15 protein-coding genes are annotated in these 14,843 nt (G+C 74.1%); 14 read left to right on the top strand and 1 reads right to left on the bottom strand.

The features are described 5' to 3' along the window. Positions 1-45 precede the first annotated feature (45 nt). From ACFY7E_RS13990 to ACFY7E_RS13955, 8 genes are all read left to right on the top strand, one after another. Complete coding sequence (locus tag ACFY7E_RS13990) at positions 46-1,155, top strand: quinone-dependent dihydroorotate dehydrogenase (protein ID WP_389484390.1); 1,110 nt, start codon at positions 46-48, stop codon at positions 1,153-1,155. Then, positions 1,152-1,997 (top strand): orotidine-5'-phosphate decarboxylase, encoded by an 846-nt coding sequence (gene pyrF, locus ACFY7E_RS13985; RefSeq protein WP_389484388.1) that lies wholly within the window; start codon positions 1,152-1,154, stop codon positions 1,995-1,997. The genes ACFY7E_RS13990 and pyrF overlap by 4 nt, the downstream gene beginning before the upstream one ends. Before the next feature lie 309 nt (positions 1,998-2,306). Then, positions 2,307-2,630 (top strand): integration host factor, encoded by a 324-nt coding sequence (locus ACFY7E_RS13980; protein WP_121828861.1) that lies wholly within the window; start codon positions 2,307-2,309, stop codon positions 2,628-2,630. A 72-nt stretch (positions 2,631-2,702) separates the two neighbouring features. Next, on the top strand, positions 2,703-3,275 hold the full coding sequence (gmk, locus tag ACFY7E_RS13975) for a guanylate kinase (protein WP_383442504.1): 573 nt from the start codon (positions 2,703-2,705) through the stop codon (positions 3,273-3,275). Positions 3,276-3,328: 53 nt separating this feature from the next. Then, the gene (rpoZ, locus tag ACFY7E_RS13970; protein WP_005319902.1) at positions 3,329-3,601 is read left to right on the top strand and encodes a DNA-directed RNA polymerase subunit omega; all 273 of its coding nucleotides are present in this window, start codon (positions 3,329-3,331) and stop codon (positions 3,599-3,601) included. A gap of 120 nt (positions 3,602-3,721) precedes the next feature. Next, the gene (coaBC, locus tag ACFY7E_RS13965; RefSeq protein WP_389484385.1) at positions 3,722-4,933 is read left to right on the top strand and encodes a bifunctional phosphopantothenoylcysteine decarboxylase/phosphopantothenate--cysteine ligase CoaBC; all 1,212 of its coding nucleotides are present in this window, start codon (positions 3,722-3,724) and stop codon (positions 4,931-4,933) included. 280 nt (positions 4,934-5,213) lie between these two features. Continuing rightward, positions 5,214-6,437, top strand: coding sequence for a methionine adenosyltransferase (gene metK / locus ACFY7E_RS13960; RefSeq protein WP_389484383.1), 1,224 nt, complete (start codon positions 5,214-5,216; stop codon positions 6,435-6,437). Positions 6,438-6,532: 95 nt separating this feature from the next. Further along, complete coding sequence (locus ACFY7E_RS13955) at positions 6,533-8,665, top strand: primosomal protein N' (RefSeq protein ID WP_389484381.1); 2,133 nt, start codon at positions 6,533-6,535, stop codon at positions 8,663-8,665. Positions 8,666-8,758: 93 nt separating this feature from the next. Here the strand turns inward: ACFY7E_RS13955 and ACFY7E_RS13950 are convergent, their stop codons facing one another. Next, the gene (locus ACFY7E_RS13950) at positions 8,759-9,277 is read right to left on the bottom strand and encodes a hypothetical protein (protein ID WP_389484378.1); all 519 of its coding nucleotides are present in this window, start codon (positions 9,275-9,277) and stop codon (positions 8,759-8,761) included. Positions 9,278-9,534: 257 nt separating this feature from the next. Here ACFY7E_RS13950 and fmt point away from each other — a divergent pair, with 257 nt between their 5' ends. The 6 genes from fmt (at position 9,535) to ACFY7E_RS13920 (ending at position 14,837) form a co-directional block, all read left to right on the top strand. Next, complete coding sequence (gene fmt, locus ACFY7E_RS13945; RefSeq protein WP_389484376.1) at positions 9,535-10,467, top strand: methionyl-tRNA formyltransferase; 933 nt, start codon at positions 9,535-9,537, stop codon at positions 10,465-10,467. A gap of 151 nt (positions 10,468-10,618) precedes the next feature. Beyond that, positions 10,619-12,031, top strand: coding sequence for an RsmB/NOP family class I SAM-dependent RNA methyltransferase (locus tag ACFY7E_RS13940; RefSeq protein ID WP_389484374.1), 1,413 nt, complete (start codon positions 10,619-10,621; stop codon positions 12,029-12,031). Between the two features lie 151 nt (positions 12,032-12,182). Then, positions 12,183-12,866, top strand: coding sequence for a ribulose-phosphate 3-epimerase (rpe, locus tag ACFY7E_RS13935; protein WP_389484371.1), 684 nt, complete (start codon positions 12,183-12,185; stop codon positions 12,864-12,866). A gap of 136 nt (positions 12,867-13,002) precedes the next feature. Next, entirely contained in the window at positions 13,003-14,049 is a 1,047-nt protein-coding gene (locus ACFY7E_RS13930) for a sugar-binding transcriptional regulator (protein ID WP_383447586.1), read from the top strand. Positions 14,050-14,101: 52 nt separating this feature from the next. Next, positions 14,102-14,539, top strand: a complete 438-nt coding sequence (locus tag ACFY7E_RS13925) for a ribonuclease domain-containing protein (protein ID WP_389484369.1) — start codon at positions 14,102-14,104, stop codon at positions 14,537-14,539. Then, complete coding sequence (locus tag ACFY7E_RS13920; RefSeq protein ID WP_389484367.1) at positions 14,529-14,837, top strand: barstar family protein; 309 nt, start codon at positions 14,529-14,531, stop codon at positions 14,835-14,837. The genes ACFY7E_RS13925 and ACFY7E_RS13920 overlap by 11 nt, the downstream gene beginning before the upstream one ends. The last annotated feature ends 6 nt before the right edge of the window (positions 14,838-14,843 follow it).

Raw genomic sequence — 14,843 nt, 5'->3', positions numbered from 1 at the left:
CGCGGTGTCCCCCTCTTCATGACCGAACAAGGGATATTTCGGACGATGTACAAGCTGTTCTTCCACCTGGTCTTCAAGCGGATGGACCCCGAGCAGGCCCACCACCTGGCCTTCCGCTGGATCCGCCTGGCGGCCCGCGTCCCGGTGCTCCGCACCTTCGTCGCCGCCGCCCTCGCCCCCCGGTACGAGGGGCTGCGCACCGAGGCCCTCGGCCTGCGCATGCACGGCCCCTTCGGCCTCGCCGCCGGCTTCGACAAGAACGCCGTCGCCATCGACGGCATGGCGATGCTCGGCTTCGACCACGTCGAGATCGGCACCGTCACCGGCGAGGCCCAGCCGGGCAATCCCAGGAAGCGCCTCTTCCGGCTCGTCCCGGACCACGCCCTGATCAACCGCATGGGCTTCAACAACGAGGGCTCCGCCGCCGTCGCGGAACGCCTCGCCACCCGTACGCCCGTCTTCAGGACGGTCGTGGGCGTCAACATCGGCAAGACCAAGGTCGTCCCCGAGGTCGAGGCCGCCGCCGACTACGTGAAGTCCACCGAGCGCCTCGCCGCACACGCCGACTACCTCGTCGTCAACGTCTCCTCCCCGAACACCCCCGGCCTGCGCAACCTCCAGGCCACCGAGTCCCTGCGCCCCCTCCTGACGGCCGTGCGCGAGGCGGCCGACCGCACGGTCACCGACCGCCGGGTCCCGCTCCTGGTCAAGATCGCCCCCGACCTGGCCGACGAGGACGTGGACGCGGTCGCCGACCTCGCCCTGGAGCTGGGCCTCGACGGCATCATCGCCACCAACACCACCGTCGCCCGCGAGGGCCTCGGCCTGAAGTCCGCGCCCGAGCTGATCGAGGAGACCGGCGGGCTGTCCGGCCGCCCGGTCAAGCAGCGCTCCCTGGAGGTCCTGCGCCGCCTCCACGCGCGCGTGGGCGACCGCCTGGTCCTCGTCGGCGTCGGCGGCGTCGAGAACGCCGAGGACGCCTGGCGGCGCATCCTCGCCGGCGCCACCCTCGTCCAGGGCTACAGCGCCTTCATCTACGAGGGCCCGTTCTACGCCCGCGCGATCCACCAGGGCCTCGCCGCGCGCCTCGCGGCCTCCCCGTACGCCACCCTCGCCGAGGCCGTCGGCGCCGACAACCGAAAGGCCGCCCAGTGACGCTCTCCTTCGGATCCCGCCTGCGCTCCGCCATGGACGAGCGCGGCCCCCTCTGCGTCGGCATCGACCCGCACGCCGCCCTGCTCGACTCCTGGGGCCTCACCGACGACATCGCCGGTCTGGAGCGCTTCACCTTCACCGTCGTCGAGGCCCTCGCCGGCACCGTGGCCGTCTTCAAGCCCCAGTCCGCCTTCTTCGAGCGCTTCGGCTCGCGCGGCGTCGCCGTCCTGGAGCGCGCCGTCTCCGACCTGCGCGCGGCGGGCGGCCTGGTCGTCATGGACGCCAAGCGCGGGGACATCGGCTCCACCATGGCCGCCTACGCCGAGGCCTTCCTGCGCGAGGGCTCCCCGCTCTTCTCCGACGCGCTCACGGTCTCCCCGTACCTCGGCTACGGCTCCCTGAAGCCGGCCGTCGACCTGGCCCGCGAGTCCGGCGCCGGTCTCTTCGTCCTGGCCCTCACCTCCAACCCGGAGGGGAGCGAGGTCCAGCGGGCCGTGCGCACCGACGACCCCGCCGGGAGGACGATCGGCGCCACGATGCTCGCCCACCTGGCCGAGGAGAACGCGGGGGAGACCCCCATGGGCTCCTTCGGCGCGGTCGTCGGCGCCACCCTCGGCGACCTGTCCTCGTTCGACCTGGACATCAACGGCCCGCTCCTCGCCCCCGGCATCGGCGCCCAGGGCGCGACCCCCGCCGACCTCCCCGCCGTCTTCGGCGCGGCGGTCCGCAACGTCGTCCCGAACGTCAGCCGCGGGGTCCTGCGGCACGGCCCGGACGCCACCGCCCTGCGGGACTCGGCACTCCGGTACGCGGACGAGATCCGCGCGGCCGTCGGCGTCTGATCCCCGGCGGGACCAATCCGCAGGTCGGAGCGGATCGGGCCGGTTTCCGAGTCCGCTCCGGCCGGTCGTCCCGCCACTTGACGAAATCTTGGCTCAAAACCGGGTCGTTATGCCGGGAAAGTCCTGGTCGGTCGATGCTGACCAGGACTTTTCCGCTGTTCTCGCTGACTGGAGCGGCCTCGGCCGCTAGTCTCCGGGGCAGAGCAGGCGTTCAGCGGCCACTCCGCTGATCGTTGCTCCACTGGTGCGGGGCGACTAGGTTCCTCACCGGTCCGTATCCGACAGATCGACATCCGAGGTGACGTAGGCGTGGCTCTTCCGCCCCTTACCCCTGAACAGCGCGCAGCCGCGCTCGAGAAGGCCGCCGCGGCTCGCCGGGAGCGGGCCGAGGTCAAGAATCGACTCAAGCACTCCGGAGCATCCCTCCACGACGTCATCAAGACGGGCCAGGAGAACGACGTCATCGGCAAGATGAAGGTCTCCGCGCTCCTGGAGTCCCTGCCGGGCGTGGGCAAGGTCCGCGCCAAGCAGATCATGGAACGGCTCGGCATCTCCGAGAGCCGCCGGGTGCGCGGTCTCGGCTCCAACCAGATCGCCTCCCTGGAGCGGGAGTTCGGCTCCACCGGAGCCTGACCTTTCGGGACATTCCCGGCATGCGGCGTCCTCCCTGCGCAAGCAGGGGTGAACCACTGGAATAATCGCTGCATGGCAGCAGAGGTACGTCCGCGGCTGACCGTGCTCTCCGGCCCCTCCGGGGTCGGCAAGAGCACGGTCGTCGCGCATATGCGCAAGGTCCACCCCGAGGTCTGGCTCTCGGTGTCGGCGACGACGCGGAAGCCCCGCCCCGGCGAGAAGCACGGCGTCCACTACTTCTTCGTGACGGACGACGAGTTCGACAAGCTGATCGCCAACGGTGAGCTCCTCGAATGGGCCGAGTTCGCGGGCAACCGCTACGGCACCCCGCGCGCCGCGGTCCTCGACCGCCTCGACTCCGGCGAGCCCGTCCTCCTGGAGATCGACCTCCAGGGCGCCCGCCAGGTGAAGGACTCCATGCCGGAGTCCCAGCTGGTCTTCCTGGCCCCGCCGAGCTGGGACGAGCTGGTCCGCCGCCTCACCGGCCGCGGCACCGAGTCCCCCGACGTCATCGAGCGCCGCCTGGACGCCGCGAAGGTCGAGCTGGCCGCCGAGGCCGAGTTCGACACCACCCTCGTCAACACCTCCGTCGAGGACGTGGCGCGCGAGCTGCTAACGTTGATGCTGCTGTCTTCTGGGGAATGATCCCCAGGTCCCGCAGTGTGTCTGATCTTTTTTCCATCTTCGGAAGGTAGAGCGTGTCCTCTTCCATCACCGCGCCCGAGGGCATCATCAACCCGCCGATCGACGAGCTGCTCGAGGCCACCGACTCGAAGTACAGCCTCGTGATCTACGCGGCCAAGCGCGCGCGTCAGATCAACGCGTACTACTCCCAGCTCGGCGAGGGCCTGCTGGAGTACGTGGGTCCGCTCGTCGACACCCACGTCCACGAGAAGCCGCTCTCGATCGCCCTGCGCGAGATCAACGCGGGCCTGCTGACGTCCGAGGCCATCGAGGGCCCGGCGCAGTAAGCGCGCAGCGCTTGTAACGCTTGTCACCACAGGCCCGGCGGAACATCCGCCGGGCCTGTGGTGTCTCATGGAGTCGTACGCATCCGAGTGCGCGTCCGAGTGCGGGGAGTCGTGGAAGTCGTGGCAAAGCCGAAGGTCGTTCTGGGCGTCACCGGCGGCATCGCCGCCTACAAGGCGTGCGAGCTGCTCCGCCGGCTCACCGAGTCGGGCCACGACGTCCGGGTCGTGCCGACCGACTCCGCGCTGCACTTCGTCGGCGCCGCCACCTGGTCCGCGCTCTCCGGCAACCCCGTCTCGACCGAGGTCTGGGAGTCCGTCCACGAGGTGCCGCACGTGCGGATCGGCCAGGCCGCCGACCTCGTCGTGGTCGCCCCCGCCACCGCCGACACGCTCGCCAGGGCCGCCCACGGCCTCGCCGACGACCTGCTCACCAACACGCTGCTCACCGCGCGCTGTCCCGTCGTCTTCGCCCCCGCCATGCACACCGAGATGTGGGAGCACCCGGCGACCCGGGAGAACGTGGCGACCCTGCGCCGCCGCGGCGCCGTCGTCGTCGAGCCCGCCGTCGGCCGCCTCACCGGCGCCGACACCGGCAAGGGACGGCTGCCGGACCCCGGCGAGATCTTCGAGGTCTGCCGCCGCGTCCTCGCCCGGGGCGCCACCGCCCCCGACCTCGCCGGCCGCCACGTCGTCGTCAGCGCGGGCGGCACCCGCGAGCCCCTCGACCCCGTCCGCTACCTGGGCAACCGCTCCTCCGGCAAGCAGGGCTACGCCCTCGCCCGGGCCGCCGCCGCCCGGGGGGCCCGGGTCACCCTCGTCGAGGCCAACACCGGCCTGCCCGACCCGGCCGGCGTCGACGTCGTCCGCGTCGGCACCGCCGTCCAGCTCCGCGAGGCCGTCCTCGAGGCCGCCGCCGACGCCGACGCCGTGGTCATGGCGGCCGCCGTCGCCGACTTCCGCCCCGCGGTCTACGCCCCCGGCAAGATCAAGAAGAAGGGCGACGACGGCGCCCCCGTCGTCGAGCTCGTCCGCAACCCCGACGTCCTCGCCGAGCTCTCCGCCGACCGGTCCCTGCCCGGCCAGGTGGTCGTCGGCTTCGCCGCCGAGACCGACGACGTCCTCGCCAACGGACGGGAGAAGCTCGCCCGCAAGGGCTGCGACCTCCTCGTCGTCAACGAGGTGGGGGAGCGCAAGACCTTCGGCTCCGAGGAGAACGAGGCCGTGGTGCTCGCCGCGGACGGCACCGAGACCCCCGTGCCGTACGGACCGAAGGAAGCGCTCGCCGAGACGGTCTGGGACCTGGTCCTGCCCCGGCTGCGTCCCACCGGCTGAGATGTCCGGATCCGGTCGGCCCCGGCGCGGCGTCATCGGAGGGCCGTCACCCGGACGGAGGGACGAAACACCGCCTCGCGAGTGATTCGCGTCCCACCGGAGCAGTAACCCCGCCCCCGTCGGCGACCGGTTCCGGCCGCCACGGGGCATTCGCCAGGCGAGACACCTGGTCCATCGCCCGACCACGACCGATAGACTGTTCGTGGAACGTCGCGGGGCGCAGCCCCCTGCCGGTCCGAGCCACGAGTAGCCAGCAGCCGCTGCAACCCCAGGGAGCGTTGTGTCCCGTCGTCTGTTCACCTCGGAGTCCGTCACCGAGGGGCACCCCGACAAGATCGCTGACCAGATCAGCGACACCATCCTCGACGCACTGCTGCGCGAGGACCCCACCTCGCGCGTCGCCGTCGAGACGCTCATCACCACCGGCCTGGTGCACGTCGCCGGTGAGGTGACCACCAAGGCGTGGGCGGACATCCCCACCCTCGTCCGGAACAAGATCCTCGAGATCGGTTACGACTCCTCGAAGAAGGGCTTCGACGGCGCCTCCTGCGGCGTGTCGGTGTCCATCGGGTCGCAGTCGCCGGACATCGCCCAGGGTGTCGACACCGCGTACGAGAAGCGGGTCGAGGGGGCCTCCCAGGGGGACGAGGGTGACGAGCTGGACAAGCAGGGCGCCGGCGACCAGGGCCTGATGTTCGGCTACGCGTCGGACGAGACCCCCGAACTGATGCCGCTGCCGATCCACATCGCGCACCGCCTCTCGCGCCGCCTCACCGAGGTCCGCAAGAACGGCACCATCCCCTACCTGCGTCCCGACGGCAAGACCCAGGTCACCATCGAGTACGACGGCGACAAGGCGGTCCGCCTGGACACCGTCGTCGTCTCCTCGCAGCACGCGAGCGACATCGACCTGGAGTCGCTGCTCGCGCCCGACATCCGCGAGTTCGTCGTCGAGCACGTCCTCAAGCAGCTGGTCGAGGACGGCATCAAGCTGGACACCGACGGCTACCGCCTCCTGGTGAACCCGACCGGCCGCTTCGAGATCGGCGGCCCGATGGGCGACGCGGGTCTGACCGGCCGCAAGATCATCATCGACACCTACGGCGGCATGGCCCGTCACGGCGGCGGCGCCTTCTCCGGCAAGGACCCGTCGAAGGTCGACCGCTCGGCGGCTTACGCGATGCGCTGGGTCGCCAAGAACGTGGTCGCCGCCGGCCTCGCCGCGCGCTGCGAGGTCCAGGTCGCCTACGCGATCGGCAAGGCGGAGCCCGTCGGCCTCTTCGTCGAGACCTTCGGGACCAACACGGTCGACGTCGAGAAGATCGAGAACGCCATCGCCGAGGTCTTCGACCTCCGCCCGGCCGCGATCATCCGCGACCTCGACCTGCTGCGCCCGATCTACTCCCAGACCGCCGCCTACGGTCACTTCGGCCGCGAGCTGCCCGACTTCACCTGGGAGCGCACCGACCGCGTCGACGCCCTCAAGCAGGCCGCCGGGCTGTAGGCCCCGGAAGCGCACGACCGAAGCCCGGCACCCCGCGAGGGGTGCCGGGCTTCGCTCCGTCCGGGCTGTCGGTGGCGTCTGGTAGGTATGGGGCCGTGAGCAGCGAGAACGAGAAGCCCTCCGAGGAACCCGAGCAGCTCGCGCTCATTCGGGAGACCGTGCGGAAGGCCAAGGTGCCGAAGGCCAAACCGCGGACCTGGCGGGGAGCGGCCCTCGCCAGGGAACTGCCCGTCGCGCGGGTCGTCGTGAACAAGGGAGTGCTCCACCTCGACCAGTTCTTCGACTACGCGGTCCCCGAGGAGCTGGACGAGGCCGCCCGGCCCGGAGTGCGGGTGCGGGTGCGGTTCGGCGCCGGGGCGCACCAGGTCAAGAACGGGCGCCGGGAGGGCGGCCGGCTCATCGACGGCTTCCTCGTCGAGCGCCGGGCCGAATCCGACTACACCGGACCGCTGGCCGCCCTCGCCGACGTCGTCTCCCCGGAACCGGTCCTCGGACCCGAGCTGCTCGGCCTCGCCCGCGCCGTCGCCGACCGCTACGCGGGCAGCCTCGCCGACGTGCTCCAGCTCGCCGTGCCGCCGCGCAACGCCCGCGCCGAGGGCCGCCCCTCTCCGGAGCCGCTGCCGCCGCCGGACGCCCCGGAGCCGGGGAGCTGGACGCGGTACGAGCAGGGGCCCGCGTTCCTGGACTCCCTCGCGCACGGCGGGGCGCCCCGGGCCGTGTGGACCGCGCTGCCGGGGCCGTACTGGGCCGAGGAGATCGCCCGGACCGTCGCCGCGACCCTCGCCTCCGGGCGCGGCGCCCTCGTCGTCGTCCCCGACGGACGGGCCGCCGACCGGGTCGACGCGGCGCTGACCGGCGTCCTGGGGGAGGGGCGGCACGCGCTGCTCACCGCCGAGGCCGGCCCCGAGAAGCGCTACGCGCGCTGGCTCGCCGTGCGGCGCGGGGCGGTGCGGGCCGTCGTCGGCACCCGGGCGGCGATGTTCGCCCCCGTGCGGGACCTCGGGCTCGTCGTCGTCTGGGACGACGGCGACGGCAGCCACAGCGAGCCGCACGCCCCGCAGCCCCACACGCGCGAGGTGCTCCTGCTGCGCGCCGCCCACGACCGGTGCGCCTTCCTCCTGGGCGGTACGAGCTGCACCGTCGAGGCCGCCCAGCTCGTCGAGACCGGCTGGGCCCGGGCCCTGACCGCCGGCCGCGACCGGGTCCGCGCGGCCGCCCCCCTGATCCGTACCGTCGGCGACGGCGAACTCGCCCGGGACGAGGCCGCGCGCGCCGCCCGGCTCCCCTCACTCGCCTGGCAGACCGTACGGGAGGGCCTCAAGACCGGTCCGGTGCTCGTCCAGGTGCCCCGCCGGGGGTACGTGCCGAGGCTGGCCTGCGAGCGCTGCCGGACGCCCGCCCGCTGCCGGCACTGCGCCGGGCCCCTGGAGGCGCCCGGCCAGCGGGAGCTGCGCTGCGGCTGGTGCGGGCGCGACGATCCCGACTGGCACTGCGCGGAGTGCGGCGCGACCCGGCTGCGCGCCCAGGTGGTCGGCGCGCGGCGGACCGCCGAGGAGCTCGGCCGTGCCTTCCCGGCGGTCCCGGTCCGCACCTCGGGCCGGGACCACGTCCTGGACGGCGTGCCCGGGCGCCCCGCCCTCGTCGTCTCCACCCCCGGCGCCGAGCCCGTCGCCGAGGGCGGCTACGCGGCCGCGCTGCTCCTCGACGGCTGGGCCATGCTCGGCCGGCCCGACCTGCGCGCGGGCGAGGAGGCGCTGCGCCGCTGGATCGACGCGGCCTCCCTGGTGCGGGGGCAGGCCGAGGGCGGCACGGTCGTCGTGGTGGCCGAGCCGACGCTGCGGCCGGTGCAGGCCCTCGTCCGCTGGGACCCGGTCGGGCACGCCCGGCGCGAGCTGGCCGAGCGCGCCGAGCTGGGCTTCCCGCCGGTCTCCCGGATGGCCGCGGTGACCGGCCCGCCGGAGGCCGTCGAAGGCTTCCTGGCGGCGGCCGCGCTGCCCCCCGACGCCGAGGTCCTCGGTCCCGTGCCGCTGCCCGTGGTGCGCCCCGGCGGCGCCCGCCGGCCCGGCGACCCCCCGCCGGGCGAGCAGTGGGACCGGGCCCTGGTCCGGGTCCCGCCGGGCAGCGGCGCGGCCCTGGCGGCGGCCCTCAAACAGGCCAGGGCGTCCCGCCTGGCACGCGGCGGCGGGGATCCGGTACGGGTCCGCGTGGACCCGCCGGACATCGGCTGACGCCGGGCCCTCCCGCACGTGCGGGCGAAGCGGTCGTGGACGCGAGACGGCCGCCCGTCCCACGAGGGGCGGGCGGCCGTGGCGTCTCGTGCGTCAGACGTTGCGGGGCGCGGGGAGGACCGGCGGGCGGGGGTCCTCGCGGAGGGCGGAGCCGCCCGCCGAGGGCTGCGCGGGCATCGAACGGGCCGCGGGGACCGACGGGACGGGCCGGATCCCGCCCGGCTCCACCCCGTGCTCCTGCTCCGCGGCGGCGTTCTGCTGGGACGCCCGGCGGGCGCCGTAGCGGCGGTGGACGGCCTGCTTGGTGACCCCGAGCGCGGAACCCACCGCGTCCCACGAGAAACCGAGCGAGCGGTCGAAGTCGACCGCCGCGGTCACCAGGGTCTCGACGCTGTCCCGCAGCTCCTGGGCGAGGCGTACGGTCGGGGCGGGCGCGCGCCCGTAGACGACGAAGCCCGTCGACGGGCCGGAGCGGCGAGGGCGGTAGACATTGCCCAGCTGGGCCGTGAGCGTGCGCAACGCGTCCACCTGCCGCCGGACCCGCTCGATGTCCCGCACGAGCAGGTGCAGACTCGCCCGGGCCTGGGCGTCGTGGGTTGCGTGGTCGGCCATGTGAAAGCCTCTCGAACCGGCGATTAGGGGGGCGGGTCGCGAGGGAGCGGCGCGACCCGATGAGGTCAATCTCTCTTGACCAACGCGCCACCGGGAGTTGGGTCACGCTGCGGGCGCGTACACGCATATGCGCGGAGCGCCCGTCCTCGCGTACGCCCCCTCCGCCCCCGGCGCCGCGCGCCGGGCGGGAGCCGCCGGGCACCGCCTAGACTGGTGCGCTGCCCCAACGCCCCCGGAGAGACAGGCAGTCGCCACCCATGAAGCTCGTCTTCGCAGGCACCCCCGAGGTCGCCGTTCCCGCCCTGGACGCCCTGATCGCCTCCGGGCGGCACGAGGTGGCCGCCGTGGTCACCCGGCCCGACGCCCCGGCGGGACGCGGCCGGCGGCTCGTCGCGAGCCCGGTGGCCCAGCGGGCGGAGGAGGCGGGGATCGAGGTCCTCAAGCCGGCCAGGCCCCGGGACGAGGACTTCCTCGCCCGGCTGCGGGAGATCGCGCCGGACTGCTGCCCGGTCGTCGCGTACGGCGCCCTGCTGCCCAAGGCCGCCCTCGACGTCCCGGCCCGCGGCTGGGTCAACCTGCACTTCTCGCTGCTGCCCGCGTGGCGCGGGGCGGCGCCCGTGCAGCACGCGCTGATGGCGGGCGACCAGGTGACCGGCGCCTCCACCTTCCTCATCGAGGAGGGTCTCGACTCGGGCCCGGTCTACGGCGTCGTCACCGAGGACGTCCGCCCGACCGACACCAGCGGCGACCTGCTCACCCGGCTCGCCTTCGCCGGCGCCGGACTGCTCGCCGCGACCATGGACGGCATCGAGGACGGGACGCTCCAGGCCGTCCCGCAGCCCGTCGAGGGCGTCACCCTCGCCCCGAAGATCCGGGTCGAGGACGCCCACGTCGACTTCGCGGCCCCCGCGCTCCGGGTGGACCGGGTGGTGCGCGGCTGCACCCCGGCTCCCGGCGCCTGGACCGTCTTCCGCGGCGAGCGCCTCAAGCTGATCCAGGTCACGCCCCTCCCGGACCGCACCGACCTGGCCCCGGGCGAGCTCTCGGTCGGCAAGAACGACGTGTACGCGGGCACCGGCTCGTACGCCGTCGAACTCCTCTGGGTCCAGCCCCAGGGCAAGAAGCCGATGAAGGCCGCCGACTGGGCCCGCGGGGTGCGGATCGCGCCGGGGGAGCGGCTGGGGGCGTAGGGGGCGCCTCGTCGACCGGGCCGGGCCCGCGGCGCCCGGCCCGGTCGGCAGGACACCGCCCGGGGCCCGCCCGGCCCTCCGGTGCGGGCCCGGGCGCGGCGGACGTAGGCTGGAGGCGTTCGACCTCGTCATTTCGTCACGCGGAGCACCTTTGAGCGAGCAGGCACGTCGCCGTCCCCCCAAGCCCTACCGGAAGCCCAAGAAGGATCCCGTCCGGATGCTCGCCTTCGAGGCGCTGCGGGCGGTCGACGAGCGGGACGCCTACGCGAACCTGGTGCTGCCGCCGCTCCTGCGGAAGGCCCGCGAGGGCGGGGACTTCGACGGCCGGGACGCGGCCCTCGCGACCGAGCTGGTGTACGGGACGCTGCGCCGCCAGGGCACGTACGACGCGATCATCTCCGCCTGCGTCGACCGCCCGCTGCGCGAGGTCGACCCGCCCGTGCTCGACGTGCTCGCGCTCGGCGCGCACCAGCTGCTCGGGACCCGGATCCCCACCCACGCCGCCGTCTCCGCCAGCGTCGAGCTGGCGCGGGTGGTGCTCGGCGACGGACGGGCCAAGTTCGTCAACGCCGTGCTGCGGAAGATCGCGCGGCAGGACCTGGACGCCTGGGTGGCGCAGGTCGCCCCGCCGTACGACGAGGACCCCGAGGACCACCTCGCCGTCGTCCACTCCCACCCCCGCTGGGTCGTCTCCGCGCTCTGGGACTCCCTCGGCGGCGGCCGCGCCGGGATCGAGGACCTCCTGGAGGCGGACAACGAGCGCCCCGAGGTCACCCTCGTCGCCCGTCCCGGCCGCTCCACCACCGAGGAGCTCGCCGCGGCCACCGAGACCCTGCCGGGCCGCTGGTCGCCGTACGCCGTGCGGATGGCGGAGGGCGGCGAGCCCGGCGCCATCGAGGCGGTGAAGGAGGGCAGGGCCGGCGTCCAGGACGAGGGCAGCCAGCTCGTCGCCCTCGCCCTCGCGAACGCCCCCCTCGAAGGCCCCGACGCCCGCTGGCTCGACGGCTGCGCGGGCCCCGGTGGCAAGGCCGCGCTCCTCGCGGCCCTCGCCGCCGGACGGGGCGCCGCGCTCCTCGCCTCCGAGAAGCAGCCGCACCGCGCCCGCCTGGTCGAGCGCGCCCTGGCCGGCAACCCCGGCCCGTACCAGGTGATCGCCGCCGACGGCACCCGCCCGCCGTGGGCCCCCGGCTCCTTCGACCGGGTCCTGATGGACGTGCCCTGCTCGGGCCTCGGCGCCCTGCGCCGCCGCCCCGAGGCCCGCTGGCGCCGCCGCCCCGACGACCTGGACGGCTTCGCCCCGCTCCAGCGCGCGCTGCTCACCGAGGCGCTGCGCGCGGTGCGCGTCGGCGGCGTCGTCGGGTACGCCACCTGCTCGCCGCACCTGGCCGAGACCCGGGTCGTCGTCGACGACGTCCTCAAGAGGACCGGCGGCGCCGAGCTGATCGACGCCCGCCCGCTGCTCCCCGGCGTCCCCGCGCTCGGCGAGGGACCCGACGTCCAGCTCTGGCCGCATCTGCACGGTACGGACGCCATGTACCTGGCGCTGCTGCGCCGGACCGTCTGACCTCCGGACCGCCCCACCCTTCGATCATCCGACCGCAATATCCCGGTCCGTCCCGGTCCCGGGCTCGTCGTTTCGTACCGAACCTGGTCCGGACCTGAATCGAAACCGCCCAGCGGCAAAGAAGTGCCCAAGAACGTGGGAGGCTTGGCGCATGGCGCAGATCAACCCCAGCATCCTGTCCGCGGACTTCGCCCGGCTCGCCGAGGAGGCGAAGGCGGTCGAGGGAGCAGACTGGCTGCACGTCGACGTGATGGACAACCACTTCGTCCCCAACCTGACGCTGGGTGTGCCGATCGTGGAGTCCCTCGCCCGCGCGACGGACACTCCGCTCGACTGCCACCTGATGATCGAGGACCCCGACCGCTGGGCTCCCCGGTACGTGGAGGCAGGCGCCGGTTCGGTGACCTTCCACGTCGAGGCGGCCGCCGCCCCCGTGCGGCTCGCTCGGGAGATCCGGGCCAAGGGCGCCCGCGCCTCCATGGCGCTCAAGCCGGCCACGCCCATCGAGCCGTACGAGGACCTGCTCCCCGAGCTGGACATGCTGCTGATCATGACCGTCGAGCCCGGCTTCGGCGGCCAGGCCTTCCTCGACATCATGCTGCCCAAGATCCGCCGCACCCGTGAGCTGATCTCCAAGCACGGCCTGGAGCTGTGGCTCCAGGTCGACGGCGGGGTCGCGGAGTCCACGATCGAGCGGTGCGCCGAGGCCGGCGCCGACGTCTTCGTCGCGGGCTCGGCGGTGTACGGGGCGGCCGACCCGGCCGCCGCCGTCGCCTCGCTGCGGGCCCGCGCCGAGACCGCGACGGCCTCCGCCGCGTGGGCGTGTGGCCACTGAGCCTCCGGCGGATGAACGCGGTCCGTCGGGCCGCCGACAGGACTGATCGGGGTCCGTCGTTTCTGACAGGATGAACGACGGAGCCGAAGAGTGAACGACCTCGGCACGCGAACGGCGTGACGTGAGCAAGCGGTACGTGAACGGCAGTGAGGAGAGCGCGGTGGCGGGTATGTCGGCGGGACGCTCAGCCCTGCGGATGGGCCCCGCGGAGCTGGTGCAGGCGGCGGCCATGGCCCGCCGCTTCTACCTGGAGGGCAAGTCCAAGATCCAGATCGCCGAGGAGTTCGGCGTGAGCCGCTTCAAGGTGGCCCGGGTCCTGGAGACCGCCCTGGAGCGCGACCTCGTACGCATCGAGATCCGGGTGCCGGCCGAGCTGGACGCCGAGCGCTCCGACGCGCTCCGCGCCCGCTACGGGCTCCGCCACGCCGTCGTCGTCGAGTCCCCGGCGGAGGGCGAGGACGAGTCGCCCGACCCGGAGAACCTCGGCGAGGTCGCCGCCGACCTGCTCGGCGAGCTGGTCACCGAGGGCGACGTCCTCGGCCTGGCCTGGGGCCGTTCCACCATCCACATGGCGGCGGCGCTCGACCGGCTGCCGCCCTGCACGGTCGTCCAGCTCACCGGCGTGTACGACGCCGGGACCGCCGAGCGCGGCTCCGTCGAGGCCGTGCGCCGGGCCGCCCAGGTCTCCGGCGGCGAGGCCCACCCGATCTACGCCCCCATGCTGCTGCCCGACCCGGCGACGGCCGCCGCGCTGCGCAGCCAGACCGGCATCGCGCGGGCCTTCGAGTACTTCGACAAGGTGACCGTCGCCTGCGTGTCCATCGGCTCCTGGGAGCCGGGCATCTCCACCGTCCACGACATGCTCTCCGACGAGGAGCGCGCCCACTACGCCTCCCTCGGCGTCGCCGCCGAGATGTCCGCCCACCTCTTCGACAGCGAGGGGCGCCGGGTCGGCCGCGACCTGGGCGAGCGCTGCATCACCGTCGAGGCGGACCGGCTGCGCCGGATCCCCGAGGTCGTGGCCATCGCCGGCGGCCAGCGCAAGGCGGCGGCGATCGGCGCGGTGCTCCGCTCCGGGCTCGTCACCAGCCTGGTGACCGACCGCGCGGCGGCGGACTACCTGCTCACCGAGTCGCGGCCGGGCACCCACCCGGCGCTCGACCGCACGGACCCCGACAGCTGAACCACGCGTGCCCCCCGGGGCCGGAGCCGTCCCGCACGGGTATGTTCGGGACATGCTGCTCCGGCCCCCGCGCGTGCTCCTCGCGCTCGTCCTCGCCGTCCTCCTGGGCGGCTTCCTGGCCGGCTGCTCCTCGAACGGCGGAGGCGCGGGAACCGCCGCCCCGCCCCGTACGACCGCCGCCGTCGCGCCCACCGGCGCCTCGGGACTGCCCACCGTGCGGGCCGCCGACCTGCCGCCCGAGGCGCGCGGGACGCTCGACCTCGTCGCGCGCGGCGGACCCTACCCGTACGCCAGGGACGGCGCCGTCTTCTCCAACTTCGAGAGGATCCTGCCCGGCGAGGAGCGCGGCTACTACCACGAGTACACCGTGAGGACCCCCGGCGAACGCGACCGCGGGGCACGCCGGATCGTCACCGGGCGCGGCGGCGAGACGTACTACACCGACGACCACTACGAGACCTTCCGGGAGGTGGTCGCGGATGGGCCTTGACGACCCCGTCGTCCTCGACCTGACCGGAGTCACGGACAAGGCCGCCCTCATGGACCGGTGCGCCGACGCGCTCGCGCTGCCCGACCGGTTCGGCCGCAACTGGGACGCCCTCGCCGACTGCCTGGCCGACCTGCCCCGGCCGGTCGTCCTCGTCGTCACCGGCTGGCGGGGGTACGCCGAGGCCCGGCCGGGCGAGTGGCGGACCGCCCGGGAGGTCTTCGCCGCTGCGGCCGACGAGAGCCCCGCCCGCCTCTCCGTCCTCCTCTCCCTGGGCGGGACCTTCGGAGGATCCTCCTAACCTCCT

This window comes from Streptomyces sp. NPDC012825 (assembly GCF_042900925.1).
Lineage (GTDB): Bacteria > Actinomycetota > Actinomycetes > Streptomycetales > Streptomycetaceae > Streptomyces.
The sequence above is the reverse complement of the archived record's forward strand: the minus strand, read 5'-3'. Positions and strand labels throughout refer to the sequence as shown.